Origin of the sequence: Agromyces sp. NPDC056389 (genome assembly GCF_042262385.1) — a bacterium.
In the GTDB taxonomy this organism is placed as follows: domain Bacteria; phylum Actinomycetota; class Actinomycetes; order Actinomycetales; family Microbacteriaceae; genus Agromyces.
The window spans coordinates 2,501,558-2,514,738 of the sequence record NZ_JBHJPN010000001.1 but is presented as its reverse complement, the minus strand read 5'-3'; the positions used below and the strand labels follow the sequence as shown (position 1 = coordinate 2,514,738).

Annotated in this window: 10 protein-coding genes; 3 read left to right on the top strand and 7 right to left on the bottom strand. The window is 72.1% G+C overall.

Going from position 1 to position 13,181, the window contains the following annotated elements; translation table 11 throughout:
• The first annotated feature begins 160 nt into the window (after positions 1-160).
• The gene (locus ACFCVM_RS11730) at positions 161-1,576 is read left to right on the top strand and encodes an MATE family efflux transporter (RefSeq protein WP_375836353.1); all 1,416 of its coding nucleotides are present in this window, start codon (positions 161-163) and stop codon (positions 1,574-1,576) included.
• Between the two features lie 36 nt (positions 1,577-1,612).
• Here the strand turns inward: ACFCVM_RS11730 and ACFCVM_RS11725 are convergent, their stop codons facing one another.
• The 5 genes from ACFCVM_RS11725 to ACFCVM_RS11705 form a co-directional block, all read right to left on the bottom strand.
• Entirely contained in the window at positions 1,613-2,839 is a 1,227-nt protein-coding gene (locus ACFCVM_RS11725) for an amidohydrolase (RefSeq protein WP_375836351.1), read from the bottom strand.
• Between the two features lie 32 nt (positions 2,840-2,871).
• Positions 2,872-3,339 carry a GbsR/MarR family transcriptional regulator gene (locus ACFCVM_RS11720; protein WP_375836350.1) on the bottom strand — a complete coding sequence of 156 codons (468 nt, stop codon included), beginning with the start codon at positions 3,337-3,339 and terminating at the stop codon, positions 2,872-2,874.
• Positions 3,340-3,394: 55 nt separating this feature from the next.
• Positions 3,395-5,041, bottom strand: coding sequence for an ABC transporter permease (locus ACFCVM_RS11715; protein ID WP_375836349.1), 1,647 nt, complete (start codon positions 5,039-5,041; stop codon positions 3,395-3,397).
• Positions 5,038-5,979: an ATP-binding cassette domain-containing protein gene (locus ACFCVM_RS11710; protein ID WP_375836348.1), complete on the bottom strand. Its 942-nt coding sequence runs from the start codon at positions 5,977-5,979 to the stop codon at positions 5,038-5,040. Before ACFCVM_RS11710 ends, ACFCVM_RS11715 begins: the two co-directional genes overlap by 4 nt.
• 109 nt (positions 5,980-6,088) lie before the next feature.
• Complete coding sequence (locus ACFCVM_RS11705; RefSeq protein WP_375836347.1) at positions 6,089-7,159, bottom strand: LacI family DNA-binding transcriptional regulator; 1,071 nt, start codon at positions 7,157-7,159, stop codon at positions 6,089-6,091.
• An 86-nt stretch (positions 7,160-7,245) separates the two neighbouring features.
• Between ACFCVM_RS11705 and ACFCVM_RS11700 the strand changes: the two genes are divergently transcribed.
• Complete coding sequence (locus ACFCVM_RS11700; RefSeq protein ID WP_375836346.1) at positions 7,246-8,010, top strand: SDR family NAD(P)-dependent oxidoreductase; 765 nt, start codon at positions 7,246-7,248, stop codon at positions 8,008-8,010.
• A 12-nt stretch (positions 8,011-8,022) separates the two neighbouring features.
• Here the strand turns inward: ACFCVM_RS11700 and ACFCVM_RS11695 are convergent, their stop codons facing one another.
• Positions 8,023-9,213 (bottom strand): glycine C-acetyltransferase, encoded by a 1,191-nt coding sequence (locus ACFCVM_RS11695; RefSeq protein WP_375836345.1) that lies wholly within the window; start codon positions 9,211-9,213, stop codon positions 8,023-8,025.
• Positions 9,214-9,215: 2 nt separating this feature from the next.
• Positions 9,216-10,259 carry an L-threonine 3-dehydrogenase gene (gene tdh / locus ACFCVM_RS11690; protein WP_375836711.1) on the bottom strand — a complete coding sequence of 348 codons (1,044 nt, stop codon included), beginning with the start codon at positions 10,257-10,259 and terminating at the stop codon, positions 9,216-9,218.
• Between the two features lie 347 nt (positions 10,260-10,606).
• Between tdh and ACFCVM_RS11685 the strand changes: the two genes are divergently transcribed.
• Positions 10,607-13,165: a collagenase gene (locus ACFCVM_RS11685; protein ID WP_375836344.1), complete on the top strand. Its 2,559-nt coding sequence runs from the start codon at positions 10,607-10,609 to the stop codon at positions 13,163-13,165.
• Positions 13,166-13,181: the final 16 nt, after the last annotated feature.

Sequence of the window (13,181 nt, the reverse complement as noted above, 5' to 3'; positions counted from 1 at the left end):
ACGTATCTTCACTGACTGGCCAGAAGCCTACGGCACTGAGACCGTCGGTGGCCATGGCATTCGGAGCGGATCGCGGTGAGTGGGCGAGGCCGGGCCGCTCCCGGTCGTCGCGTCATCGCGGACACCGCAGTCGGCGGGCGCCCGTAGGCTCGAGACGCCCATGAACGAGCACCGCAACGAGCCGCCGAGCACGTCCCCTTCCGCCTCGAAGGACGCGTCCGCCCCGAAGGACGCGTCCGCCCCGGCGACCGAGCCACGAGCCGGCGTCGACCGCGAGATCCTCCGGCTCGCGGTGCCCGCGCTCGGCGCGCTCATCGCCGAGCCCCTCTTCCTCCTCGCCGACACCGCGATGATCGGCCACCTCGGCGCCACTCCCCTCGCCGGCCTCGGCCTCGCGAGCGCGGTGCTGCAGACGATCATCGGCCTCATGGTCTTCCTCGCCTACGCCACCACGCCCGCCGTCGCCCGCCGGGTCGGGCTCGGCGACGTGCGGGGCGCCGTCGCCTCCGGCATCGACGGGCTCTGGCTCGCGCTCGGCATCGGCATCGTGCTCGCCGTCGCGGGGTGGTTCGCCGCGCCGGCCCTCGTCGGGCTCTTCGGCGCCTCCGAGGCGGTGACGGCCGAGGCATCCGTCTACCTGTCGATCTCGATGGCCGGGCTGCCCGCGATGCTCATCGTGTTCGCGGCCACGGGCCTGCTGCGCGGCCTGCAGGACACGCGCACACCGCTCTGGGTCGCGGGCATCGGCTTCGCGGTGAACATCGCGCTGAACTACGTCTTCATCTACGTCGCCGGCTGGGGCATCGCCGGGTCGGCCCTCGGCACCGTCGTCGCGCAGTGGGGCATGGTGGCCGTCTACCTCGTCGTCGTCGCCCGGCACGCCGCTCGCGCCGGCGCGAGCCCCTGGCCGCATCATGCGGGGGTGCTGCGCGGCGCGGCATCCGGCGGCTGGCTGTTCCTCCGCACGCTGAGCCTGCGGCTCGCACTGCTGTTCGCGACGTGGGCGGCCACGTCGCTCGGCTCGAACGAGCTCGCGGCCTTCCAGGTCGCGATGACGATCTACTTCACGATCGGCTTCGCACTCGACGCCCTCGCGATCGCGGCGCAGGCGCTCATCGGCCGCGACCTCGGGGCGGGCGACGTCGCCGGCGTGCGCGCGGTGCTGCGCCGCTGCCTGCAGTGGGGCGTCGGCAGCGGCGCCGTGATCGGCGGCCTCTTGCTCGCGACGGCCTGGGTGCTGCCCTCGCTCTTCACCAGTTCAGCGGATGTCGCGGCGCTCCTGCCCCCCACGCTCGTGGTGCTCGCGCTCTCGGCCCCGCTCGGCGGCATCGTGTTCGTGCTCGACGGCGTGCTCATCGGCGCCGGCGACGCCCGCTACCTCGCCTGGACGGGCATCGTGAACCTCGTCGTGTTCGTGCCGCTCGCGCTCTGGGTGGTCGCCGTCGCGCCGGCCGGTGCCGCCGGGCCGGCGTGGCTCATGGCCGCGTTCGCGATCGGCTACCTCGGGGCGCGGGCGGTCACGCTCGGCCTGCGAGCACGAGGCGCGAGCTGGATGGTGGTCGGCGCCGGTCGCTGAGGGCGCCGGGCCGGCGCATGCTCAGGCGACCGGCGTTCAGTCGCCCGGCTCGCCCAGCCACTCGCGCGCCGCGGCGACGAGCGCATCGACGCCGGCTCCGAGCGTGGGATCGATGAGTGGGGCGAAGTACGGCGAGTGGTTCGAGGGGATGTCGTCGGGCATGCGACCGGTGGCGAGCGCGTCGCCGAACAGCGAGGGGTCCGAGCCGCCGAGGAACCAGTACACGAGCGGCACGCCGGCGGCGGTCGCGAGCACGCCGACGTCTTCGCTGCCCGAGATCACGCCGGGGTCGATGACCCGCTGCTCACCCAGCACCCCGCGCAGCGCCGCAGCGGTGCGCTCGGTCGCGGCCGGTTCGTTCACCGTGACCGGGAAGCGCTCCTCGTAGTCGAACTCGGGCTCGCGCGGCGCACCGGAGGCCGCGGCCTCTGCGCGGGCGATGCGCTCGATCGCCGAGATCACCTTCGTGCGCACGGTCTCGTCGAAGGTGCGGATGCTGAGTCCGAGGGTCGCCTCCGCCGGGATGATGTTGTTCTTCAGGCCCGCGTGGATCTGGCCGACGGTCACCACCGCGGCATCCGTCGCCGCCAGCTCGCGCGCGACGATGCCCTGCAGGCGCACGACCGTCGATGCCGCGAGGTAGGCCGGGTCGACCGTCGTCTCGGGCCGGGAGCCGTGCCCGCCGGTGCCGTGCAGGCGGATCGTGAGCGAGTCGGCGCCGGCCATCGCGACCCCGCCGCGCACCGCCGCGAACCCGGCGGGGAACGGGGCGACGTGCTGGCCGAGCACGACGTCGGGCTTCGGAATCCGGTCGTAGAGCCCGTCGACGATCATCTCCTCGGCGCCGCCGCCCCACTCCTCGGCGGGCTGGAACAGCGAGACGAGGGTGCCCGACCATGCGGCGCGGTCGGCGACGAGTCGCTCGGTGGCACCGAGCAGGCACGTGACGTGCACGTCGTGGCCGCACGCGTGCATGACCGGCACGTCGTGCCCGTCGGGGTCGGTGCCCCGAGCGGTGCTCGCATACGGCAGGCCGGTGGCCTCGAGCACGGGCAGGCCGTCCATGTCGGCGCGGAGCAGCACGACCGGGCCGTCGCCGTTCTCGAGCACGCCCACGACGCCGGTCCGTCCGATGCCCGCCGTCACCGTCAGCCCGAGCGCTTCGAGCGTCTCGGCCACGATGCCGGCGGTGCGGTGCTCCTGGAACGAGAGCTCGGGGTTGGCGTGCAGGTCGCGGTAGACGGCAGCGAGGTCGAGGGTCATGCCGTCAGCCTAGGGGCGGGGAACCGGCGGGCTCACGCCCCGCGCTCGGCGCGCCACTCGACGAGCAGCTCGGGCATGCGCCGCTGGATGAAGAGGAAGAAGTCGCTCATCTCGGCGATGCGCTGCGAGGCGAGCGAGTCGGGGTCGTCGATCGCGGCGACGGCCTTCGACGCGAGCACCTCGAGATGGTCGTACAGCGGGTTCTTGCCCATCGTCACCGTGTACCAGGCGTGCTCGGGCAGCTCGTAGAGCACGCGTCGCGACCCGGGCTGCGAGACCCGGCGCACCATCCGCAGGGTCTGCAGGTAGCGCACCGCACCCGAGATCGCGGCGGCGCTCGCGACGAGCTGGTCGCTCAGCTCCCGCGCAGTGAGCCCGGTGGACTCTGCGGCGATGAGCGCCATCAGCACGCGCGCCGGCATACGGGGGAAGCCCGCCTCGGCCATCGCCGCGGCGGACTGCTCGACGAACTCGTTCATCGCCTGTTCGTCTCGCGCCATGCTCCCCATCCTCACAGAACCGGCGGGGCGTCCGGCGGATGCCCCGCGCCCCCGTTCACCCGCCGAGTGCCAGATCCCGTCGCCGCACGAGGGCGGTGGCCCCCGCCGCCACGACGACCGCGATGCCGGCCATCACCCACGCGGCGGTCCAGTCGATCGTGTCGGCCGTGACGATCGGCGTGTGGCTGAACGGCGAGACGTCGCGCAGCCACTCCGGGAATCCGAAGAGCCCGCCGAACTGGCCGAGCACGATCGCGACGAGCAGCACCGCCCAGCCGAGGGCGATCGAGGCTCGCGGCACGAGGGCGAACACGAGGGCGGCGACCGCGACGATCACGAGGCAGGCGGGCAGCTGGGCGAGCCCGGCCTCGGCGACGGTCGACATGCGCTCACCGGCATCCGGTGAGCCGATGAGGCCGACGAAGGCGCCGAGCACCGCGAAGGCGAGCACTCCCGCGACCGAGACGGCGCCGATCAGGAGGTAGGCCGAGAACCAGCGGAAGCGGGAGACGGGTGCGGCGAGCACGAGCTCGGCCGTTCCGCCCGCCTCGTCCTGTCGGGCGCGCATGACCGCCTGCACGCCGCCGACCGCGGCGAGCACGCCGACGAGGCCGAAGAGTCCGGTCGTGAAGAGGTCGATCAGCCCGCCCTCGGCGTTCGGCCCGGCGAGCGAGGCGAGGGTGTCGCTGATCGCCTGCCCGGCCTCCTCGCCGTCGGGCGTGTTCACGAGGTCGACGACCGTCTGCCCCACCGCGCCGAGCACGAGGCCGAAGAGCGCGCCGCCGACGACCCAGCCGATGACCGGGTTGCGGAGCGTGCGCCAGACGAGGCCGATCGGGCCCGAGAGGCTCAGCGGGGCGTGCAGGCGCCCGGCTCGCTCGGGAACGATGCTCGAGTCGAGGTCGCGGTGCGACTGCAGCCACGCCGAAACGGCGAAGAGCACGCCCCCGAGCCCGACGCAGAGCGCGAGCGGCCAGACGAGCTGGTGCGTGTAGGGCGCGACGGCCTGCCCCCAGCCGATGGGACTCAGCCAGCTCCACCAGCCCGCCTCCATGCTGAGGCCGTCGGGCTGCACGGTGCCCGTGGCATCGCCCATCGCGCGAAGGGCGTAGCCGAGGGTGACGATCGCGGCCGCGAGGCCATTGGCGCCGCGCGAGGTGCGCATGAGCTGGGCGCACGCGAGTCCGACGCCGAGGTAGGCGATGCCCACGGCCGCCATGGCCGCGCCGTAGAGGAGGGCGCCCGAGGCATCCGCGCCGTACGCCCAGGCCACGCCGCCCATGATCGCGCCGACGAGCGCGCTCAGGATGACGCCCTCGAGCGCCGTCGCGAGGAGCGGCGCGATGCGACCGGCGGGCGTCGAGCCGACGAGCTCGGTCCGACCCGCCTCCTCGTCGCCGCGCGTGTGGCGCACGGCGAGGAACGTCATCATCAGTCCGATCATGAGTCCGAGGAAGCCGAACAGCAGGAAGAACTGGAACGCGTCGGGCGCGGTGCCCTGCGGAGTTCCGCGCAGCATCAGGATGGCCGGACTCATGATGACGAGCCGGATGACGCTCGCTCGCTCGGCCTCGTCGCCGTAGGTCTCGGTGACGGCGGCGTGGCCGACGACCTCGAGCAGCGCGAAGAGGGCGAGCCACACGATGATCTGCACGCGGTCGCGGCGGAACCGCGCGAGCAGCAGGGTGGGCAGGGTGTTCATCGCACGCCCTCGAGGCTCGAGCGAGCGGGCTCGTCGACCTCATCGTGGTAGTGCCGCATGAACAGCTCCTCGAGCGAGGGCGGGTTCACTGTGACCCCCGTCGCGCGCAGGCGACCGAGTGCCGCGAGCACCTCGGGCATGGTGTCGGAGTCGGCGGTGAAGCGCACGCGAGCACCGTCGACCACGAGGTCGTGGGCGCCGGGGATGGCCGCGAAGCCGGCCGGATCGAGCCCCTCGCCGGCGAAGGAGATCTCGGTGCGGGTGAGGTGGCGCAGCTCGGCGAGGGTGCCCGTCTCGACGGTGCGCCCGGCGCGGATGATGCTCACGCGGTCGCACAGGTGCTCGACCTCGGAGAGGATGTGGCTCGACAGCAGCACGGTCGCACCGTCGCCGAGGAGCGCCGCGATCTCCTGCCGGAAGACCGCCTCCATGAGGGGGTCGAGGCCCGAGGTGGGCTCGTCGAGGATGTAGAGGTCGGCGGGCGTCGCGAGGGCGGCGATGAGGGCGACCTTCTGCCGGTTGCCCTTCGAGTAGGTGCGGCCCTTCTTCGTCGGGTCGAACTGGAAGGCCTCGGCGAGGTGCTCGCGCCGCGCCGCGTAGGCGCGCTTGTCGGTCGTGCCGCCGCGCAGGCGCGTGAGCAGGTCGATCGACTCCCCGCCCGAGAGGTTCGACCAGAGGTTCACGTCGCCCGGCACGTAGGCGATGCGGCGGTGCAGCTCGACGGCGTCGCGCCAGGGGTCGCGGCCGAAGAGCGTCGCGTGGCCGCCACTGGACCGGATCAGGCCGAGCAGCACGCGAATGGTGGTGGACTTCCCCGCGCCGTTCGGGCCGAGGAACCCGTGCACCTCGCCGGCCTCGACACTGAGGTCGAGCCCGTCGAGTGCACGCACGCGGCCGAAGCGCTTCTCGAGGCCGCGTGTTTCGATGAGGGTGTTCATGCGGCCGAGACTACGCCTGATTCACAAATTTGTGAATCTTCCTAACGGAACCCTAACGGCCGGGTACGACGGATGCCGCGGGGCCGGTCAGTCCGCCGCGGGGCGGGGGTCAGTCCGCCGCGGATCGCGGCGGCGCCGTCGTGTCGCCGACGTGCAGCGTGCTCGTGAAGCACCTCGACTCCGGCGGTTCGCCCGCGAGCATCTGCACGACGGCCTCGCCTGCCGCGCGCCCCTTCGCGACCGACGGCTGCGCGAGCGTCGTGAGGTCGTGCTGCAGGCCGTCGACCCGGATGCCGTCGAAGCCGAGCACGCTGAGGTCGGCCGGCACCTGCATGCCGAGCTCCTCCGCCGCCTGAATGACCCCCGCGGCGAGCAGGTCGCTCTGGGCGATGATCGCGGTCGGACGGTCGGTCGCGTCCGCGAGCAGCGCCCGCGCGGCCTCGAGCCCCTCCTCGATCGAGCTCGCGCCGGCGACGCGCCCCGTCGCCTCGGGGAACACCTGGCGGACTCCCGCGAGACGCTGGCTCGCGGTGGCGGCGGTGCTCGACCGCAGCAGATCGTCGGTGAGCGGCCCACGGGTGCGTGCCGCATCGAAGGGCAGGGTCACGACCGCGACATCCGTGTGACCCAACTGCCGCAGGTACTCGGCACCGCGCCGGGTCGCCTGGAGGTTGTCGATCGAGATCTCGGGGATGTCCTCTCCCGTCTCCCCCTCGATGGCGACGGCCGGGATGCCGCGGCGTCGCAGCGCCTCGATCGAGACGGCGAGACGAGGGCTGCAGCCGATGAGCACGACCGCGTCGACCGGCGCACTCTCGATGCTGACGGCGTTCTCGCCCGCCTCGCCGGTGTCGGTGAGGAGCAGCAGGCCCGCGCCGAGCGGCGCGATGCCCTCGGAGATGCCGTCGAGCATCTGGATCTTCACGGGATCGAGGAACGCCGCGCGCACCCGCTCCTCGAGCACCACGCCGACGATGCCCGACCGCCCGCGGCGCAGCGACCGGGCGCGAGGGTCGGGGCCGGCGTAGCCGAGTTCGGATGCCGCGGCGAGCACCCGCTCCTTCGTGGCATCCGAGACCGGGCCGGAGCCGCTGAAGGCGAGCGAGGCGGTCGACTGCGAGACTCCGGCGCGCGCCGCGACATCGGCGAGCGTCGGGCGGGGAGCTGCATCGGGCTGCATGCGCCCGAGTCTAGGCGAATCGATTCGATCCGGCACTCGCGGGGCGGAGGGCGGCCGAGTGCGCGGCATCCCCTAGGCTCGGCCGCATGTCGAGAACCGCCCTCATCACCGGTGCGAGCTCAGGGCTCGGCGCCGAGTTCGCCCGACAGCTCGCCGCCACCGGCGCCCACCTCGTGCTCGTGGCGCGCGACCGCACCGCCCTCGACGAGCTCGCCGTGCGGATCCGTCGCAAGCACGGCGTCGAGGTCGAGGTGCTGCGCGCCGACCTGCTGAAGCCGCGGCACCTCGATCGGGTCGTCGCGCGCCTCTCCGACCCCGAGCGCCCGATCGACCTGCTCGTGAACAACGCGGGCTTCGGGCTGCCGCTCGACTTCGCCGGCAATGACATCGACGACGAGGTGCGCCACCTCGAACTGCACGTCGAGGTCCCCATGCGCCTCAGCCACGCAGCGCTCCGCGCGATGCTCCCCAGGAAGCGAGGCCGCATCATCAACGTCGCCTCGGTCGCCGCGTTCATCCCGCGATCGACGTACGGGGCGTGCAAGGGCTGGCTCGTCACGTTCAGCGAGTGGGCGAACGGCCGGTACGGGCCGCAGGGGGTCACGACGACCGCGGTGTGCCCGGGCTACACGCACACCAACTTCCACGAGCGACTGGGGCTGCCGCCGGGGCAGGAGGGCATTCCTGGCTGGATGTGGCTCGACGCCCGAACGGTCGTCGCCGAGGGCCTGCGCGACGCCGCACGCGGCAAGGCCGTCTCGGTGCCCTCGTTCCGGTATCGGGCGATCGTCGCCCTCAGCCGCTTCGCGCCCCGCTCGCTCGGCGCCCGGGTCGGCGCGCGAGGACGCTGACACCGACCGCCGCTACTCGACTGCCCCGGCCACCTCGTCGCGAGCAGCCACGAAGGCCGCGACGCAACGCCGGATCTCGTCGTCGGAGTGCGCGGCCGAGAGCTGCACGCGGATGCGAGCGGCGCCTCGGGGCACGACCGGGAAGCTGAACGCCGTGACGTACACCCCGTGCCGCTGCAGCGCGTCCGCCATGCGGGCCGTGAGCGCGGCGTCGCCGAACATGACGGGCACGATCGGGTGCTCGCCGGGCAGCAGCTCGAACGAGGCATCCGCCATCAGGGAACGGAACAGCGCGGCGTTCGCCCGCAGCTTCTCGCGCAGCTCGCCCGAGGAGGCGAGCAGTTCGAGCGCCTGGATCGTGCCCGCCACGATCGCGGGCGCGAGCGTGTTCGAGAAGAGGTACGGCCGCGCGCGCTGGCGGAGCAGGTCGACGATCTCCTGGCGGGCGGCGACGTACCCGCCGGATGCCCCGCCGAGCGCCTTGCCGAAGGTGCCGGTCGTGATGTCGACCCGGCCCTCGACGCCGCAGTGCTCGGGCGTGCCGCGCCCGTGCTCGCCGACGAAGCCGACGGCATGCGAGTCGTCGACGAACACGAGCGCGCCGTACTCGTCGGCGAGGTCGCAGATCTCGGCCAGGGGTGCGATGTAGCCGTCCATCGAGAAGACGCCGTCGGTCACGATCACCCGGCGACGGGCATCGGATGCCGCGATCAGCTGCGCCTCGAGGTCGGCGAGGTCGCGGTTCTTGTACCGGTACCGCCGGGCCTTCGAGAGGCGGATGCCGTCGATGATCGAGGCGTGGTTCAACTCGTCGGAGATGATCGCGTCGTCGGGTCCGAAGAGCACCTCGAAGACGCCGCCGTTCGCGTCGAAGCACGAGGAGAAGAGGATCGTGTCGTCGTAGCCGAGGAACTCGGAGACGCGCCGCTCGAGCTCGAGGTGCAGCTCCTGCGTGCCGCAGATGAAGCGCACGCTCGCGAGGCCGTAGCCCCACTCGTCGAGGCCGGCGTGCGCCGCCGCGACGATGCGCGGGTCATTCGCGAGCCCGAGGTAGTTGTTGGCGCAGAAGTTCAGCACCTCGCGCCCCGCGACCTCGATCTCGGAGGACTGCGGTCCGTGGATGCCGCGCTCGCGCTTCGTGAGGCCGGCGGCCTCGATCTCGTCGAGCTCGGCGCGCAGCTGCTGCTTCACCGTTCCGTACATGTCTACAGCTCCGTCCAGTCGAGGATGACTTTGCCCACGCCGCCCGAGGCGGCCGCATCGAACGCCGCGCGCCACTCGCGCGCCGGGTAGCGGTCGCTGATGATCGAGGCGACGCGCGAGCGCAGCTGCGGGCTCGTCTGCAGCATCGCGCTCATGGAGTTCCACGTCTCGAACATCTCGCGCCCGTAGATGCCCTTCATCGTGAGCATGTGGGTGACGACCTTGCCCCAGTCGATCGCGAACGGCTCGGCGGGCAGGCCGAGCAGCGCCATGCGCCCGCCGTGGTTCATGTTCTCGATCATCTCGGGCAGCGCCTTCGCCGATCCCGACATCTCGAAGCCGACGTCGAAGCCCTCGCGCATGCCGAGGCGCTCCTGCGCCGAGCGCACGCGCTCCTTCGACACGTCGACCGCGGCATCGGCGCCCATCGCGAGGGCGAGCTCGAGACGGGCGGGCGAGACATCCGTCGCGACGATGAAGCGGGCGCCGACGTGCCTGGCCACGGCGATCGACATGAGCCCGATCGGGCCGCAGCCCGTCACGAGCACGTCTTCGCCGACCACCGAGAACGCGAGCGCCGTGTGCACGGCGTTGCCGAAGGGATCGAAGATCGCCCCGACCTCGGGCTCGATCGAGGCGTGGTGCACCCACACGTTCTCGCCCGGGATGACGATGTACTCCGCGAACGCGCCGTCGCGGTGCAGCCCCACGCCCTTCGTGCGGATGCACATCTGGCGGCGGCCGGCGCGGCAGTTGCGGCACATGCCGCACACGATGTGGCCCTCGCCGGAGACGCGGTCGCCGACGGCGACGTCGTGCACGAGCGGCCCGACCTCGACGACCTCGCCGAAGAACTCGTGGCCGGGGATGAGCGGCGCGGCGATCGTCGACGCGGCCCAGTCGTCCCATTTCTCGATGTGCAGGTCGGTGCCGCAGATGCCGGTGCGGAGCACCCGGATCTTCACGTCGGCCGGACCCGTCTCGGGCTCCGGTCGTTCGACGTACTCCAGGCCGGCGCCGGGGGCGGGTTTGAAGAGGGCCTTCATCGCAGGAAACTCCATTGTTCAGAACATGAACCGCTGGGTGCGGCGGCTCATGCGAGTGGTCCGGTGGGTGCGCCGGATGACTCAGCCATCGTACCGGCGATGCGACGGATGCCTCGGTGCCGCGGTGCGCCGACGCGCTCCCGGCGGCCCGTCGACGTCCGGCACGCGGCACGAGGCTCGGCGCGATCTTCGTACAGATTGTAGCGCGTGACGTGTGATATATGACACTATGACCGCGGTGCGTCGACGACGATGCACCGCCCCGGTCCAAGACCGGGGATCGCACAGGGTCGGGGAACCTGCAGCGCCGGTTCGCTCGATCCGAAGCAGATGATCAGGAGTCGACGATGACCCAACCCATCCGACGACGCGCCGCCGGCACAGCCATCGCGCTGTCGCTCGTGCTCGCATTCAGCCTCGCAGCCCCGCTCGGGGCCAACGCGGCGGCACCGCCCGATCCGGTTCCGTCGGGCTCCGGCCCGGCGGCCGACACCGGGTCCCGCGACGCGCTCCCCCCCGAGCCCGATGCCGAGCCCGCGGCACCGCTCACGGCCAACGCCGCCGTGCACCGCACCGAGGCGGGCGACGAGGTCGCCGTTCCCGAGCGACCCTCAGCCGGCAGCCCCGGCGCGGCCGGGCGACAGGCGGCCTCCGCCGACACCTGCTCGACGGCGGACTTCGCCGCAGCCGGCGGCCAGTCGCTCGTCGACCTCGTCACCGCGAGCCCGATCGACTGCGTCAACGCGCTCTTCCTCGTCAAGGGCGCCGACGCCAAGGCGATCTTCGCGGAGGCGCAGATGATCACGATCGCGAACGCGCTCCGCGCCGTCGCCTCCTCCTACCCGGGTGACAACACCACGTCGGCGGGCCAGCTCGTGCTCTTCCTCCGGGCGGGCTACTACGTGCAGTACTACGACGCGGAGAATGTGGGCGACTACGGGTCGGCGCTGTCGCAGGCGGCGGCCGGTGCGCTCGACGCCTTCTTCGCCAACCCGCGCTCGCGCGACGTCACCGACGCCAACGGCGAGGTGCTCGGCGAGGCCGTCATCCTCATCGACAGCGCGGTGCTCAACGACCGCTACCTCGACGTCGTCGAGCGACTGCTCACCGAGTACGACGCCGAGTACGAGGCGTCGTGGTGGATGCGCAACGCCGTGAACAACGTGTTCACGGTGCTGTTCCGCGGCCACCAGGTGCCCGAGTTCGTCGCCGCCGTGGCAGCGGATCCGTCGATCCTCACCACCCTGCACGACTTCGCCGTCGCCCATCTCGACCGGCTCGGCGGCGACTCGGCCTTCCTGCCGACGAACGCGGGGCGCGAGCTGGCACGCTTCCTCGGCGACGACGCGGTGCGCGCCGCGGCGAAGCCGCTCGTGGTCGACCTGCTCACGCGCACCTCGCTCGACGGACCGACCGCTCAGCTGTGGGTCGCGCTCGGCCAGATGGCGAACTACTACGACCCCGAGGTGTGCGCCGACTACGGCACCTGCGACCTCCCCGAACGCGTCGCCGACGCCGTGCTCGTCACCGAGCACGAGTGCTCCTCGAGCATCACGATCCGCGCCCAGGAGATCAGCGCCGAACAGCTCGCCGCGAGCTGCTCCAGCCTGCTCGCGCAGGACCGGTACTTCCACGCGGTGGCGAAGGATCCGGGGCCGGTGCCGAACGACGTGAACTCCAGCATCGAGGTCGTCGTGTTCGACTCGAGCAGCGACTACCAGAGCTACGCGGGGGCCGTCTTCGGCATCGACACGAACAACGGCGGCATGTACCTCGAGGGCGACCCCTCGGCCGCCGACAACGTGGCGCGCTTCATCGCCTACGAGGCGGAGTGGCTCCGGCCGGCGTTCGCGGTGTGGAACCTGAACCACGAGTACACCCACTACCTCGACGGCCGGTTCGACATGCACGGCGACTTCGAGGAGGGCATGCAGACGCCCACCATCTGGTGGGTCGAGGGTTTCGCCGAGTTCATCTCGTACCACTACCGGGGTGAGGACTACACGGCCGCGCAGACGGCGGCCGCGCAGGGCACCTACACGCTCAGCCAGCTCTTCGACACGAACTACGACCACGGCCAGGAGCGGGTCTACCGCTGGGGGTACCTCGCCGTCGCCTTCATGCTCAACGAGCGCCCCGGCGAGCTGCAGACCATCCTCGGCTCGTATCGTGCCGGCGAATGGGACGCGGCCCGCACCTACATCACCGATACGATCGGCACGCGGTACGACGCCGACTTCGCCGCCTACCTCGCGCGGTGCGCGGCGGGCGAGTGCAGCGCCGATCTCGGCGGCGGCACCGACCCGGTCAACCGCGTGCCGGTGGCGTCGTTCGGCATCTCGGTCGACGGCCTGAACGTCGGCTTCACCGACACCTCGACCGATGAGGACGGCACGATCGCCTCGCGCCGCTGGCAGTTCGGCGACGGACAGGAGTCGACCGAGGAGAACCCGTCGATCGCGTTCGCCGCGGCCGGCACGTACTCGGTCACCCTGACGGTGACCGACGACGACGGGGCGACCGGCACGGTCACCCTTCCCGTCGCCGTCGACGACGACGGCGGCCCAGCACTCCCCGAGTGCACGGCGTCCGACCTCCGTCAGCTCGACGACGGATGCAGCCGCTCGGGGCGTTCCGCCGCACGCGGCGACAGCGACGGCCTGTTCATCTGGATTCCGGCGGGCACCGCGCAGGTGACCGTCACGACGACGGGCGGCACCGGGGACGCCGACCTCTACTACAACTGCTACGGCTGGGCCGACGCGAACGCGCACGTCGCGCGCTCGACGACCCGCGGCAGCAACGAGGAGAGCGTCGTGGTCGCCTGGCCCGCCGCCGGATGGAATTACGTCGGCCTGACGGGCGTCGAGGACTTCGCGGGGGTGAGCGTCACCGCCAGCTACTGATCGAACGACCGGCGGC

What these genes read in the sequence shown, in the direction of transcription:
- ACFCVM_RS11730 (WP_375836353.1), top strand. Translation starts at nt 161, where the DNA reads ATGAACGAGCACCGCAACGAGCCGCCGAGCACGTCCCCTTCCGCCTCG.
- ACFCVM_RS11725 (WP_375836351.1), bottom strand. Translation starts at nt 2,839, where the DNA reads ATGACCCTCGACCTCGCTGCCGTCTACCGCGACCTGCACGCCAACCCC.
- ACFCVM_RS11720 (WP_375836350.1), bottom strand. Translation starts at nt 3,339, where the DNA reads ATGGCGCGAGACGAACAGGCGATGAACGAGTTCGTCGAGCAGTCCGCC.
- ACFCVM_RS11715 (WP_375836349.1), bottom strand. Translation starts at nt 5,041, where the DNA reads ATGAACACCCTGCCCACCCTGCTGCTCGCGCGGTTCCGCCGCGACCGC.
- ACFCVM_RS11710 (WP_375836348.1), bottom strand. Translation starts at nt 5,979, where the DNA reads ATGAACACCCTCATCGAAACACGCGGCCTCGAGAAGCGCTTCGGCCGC.
- ACFCVM_RS11705 (WP_375836347.1), bottom strand. Translation starts at nt 7,159, where the DNA reads ATGCAGCCCGATGCAGCTCCCCGCCCGACGCTCGCCGATGTCGCGGCG.
- ACFCVM_RS11700 (WP_375836346.1), top strand. Translation starts at nt 7,246, where the DNA reads ATGTCGAGAACCGCCCTCATCACCGGTGCGAGCTCAGGGCTCGGCGCC.
- ACFCVM_RS11695 (WP_375836345.1), bottom strand. Translation starts at nt 9,213, where the DNA reads ATGTACGGAACGGTGAAGCAGCAGCTGCGCGCCGAGCTCGACGAGATC.
- tdh (WP_375836711.1), bottom strand. Translation starts at nt 10,259, where the DNA reads ATGAAGGCCCTCTTCAAACCCGCCCCCGGCGCCGGCCTGGAGTACGTC.
- ACFCVM_RS11685 (WP_375836344.1), top strand. Translation starts at nt 10,607, where the DNA reads ATGACCCAACCCATCCGACGACGCGCCGCCGGCACAGCCATCGCGCTG.